The following is a 427-nucleotide window of genomic DNA, read 5'->3' as shown; positions in this document are numbered from 1 at the left end:
CCCGCGGCCTGCCCTTTCCAGAAAATCCGGTCCGACCGCCAGCTGATCCCGGCTCTCCCCCGGAAACAGCCGGTAAGAATACTCACTCATCCAAAGCCTGCTGCTCTCTGCACATCGAAGCACCCGTTCAATCACCGCACGGTCTCTGCTCTGGCGGCGATGATTGAACATCATGCCGTTATGATCATCGATACACACCATGACTATCATCTTATTCGCTCCCTTAATCGTTTATGCTGTTCTGGCTCACCGGATGCCTGATTACCGTCTTCATACGCTCCCGTGGAACCTTCCTCGGGTCACTTAAGTATATCGGAAGCTTCGACGAGGAACCGGCAACCGTTGCGAAGATGGACCGCTATCTGGAAGAACACGGTTATGTGAACGATTTCTCCGAGACTCGGCGTCACCATGAGATATACTTAAG

The 427-nt window shown here is 53.2% G+C and carries 1 protein-coding gene and 1 pseudogene; one reads left to right on the top strand and one right to left on the bottom strand.

What is annotated here, in order from left to right; translation table 11 throughout:
• On the bottom strand, positions 1-210 hold a 210-nt coding region (locus NE664_14390), incomplete at its 3' end, for a ribonuclease Z (protein MCQ4727823.1).
• 92 nt (positions 211-302) lie between these two features.
• Between NE664_14390 and NE664_14385 the strand changes: the two are divergent.
• A pseudogene (locus NE664_14385) lies at positions 303-427 on the top strand (GyrI-like domain-containing protein).

This window comes from Anaerotignum faecicola, assembly GCA_024460105.1.
Lineage (GTDB): Bacteria > Bacillota > Clostridia > Lachnospirales > Anaerotignaceae > JANFXS01.
This window is presented reverse-complemented; position numbering and strand designations above follow the sequence as displayed.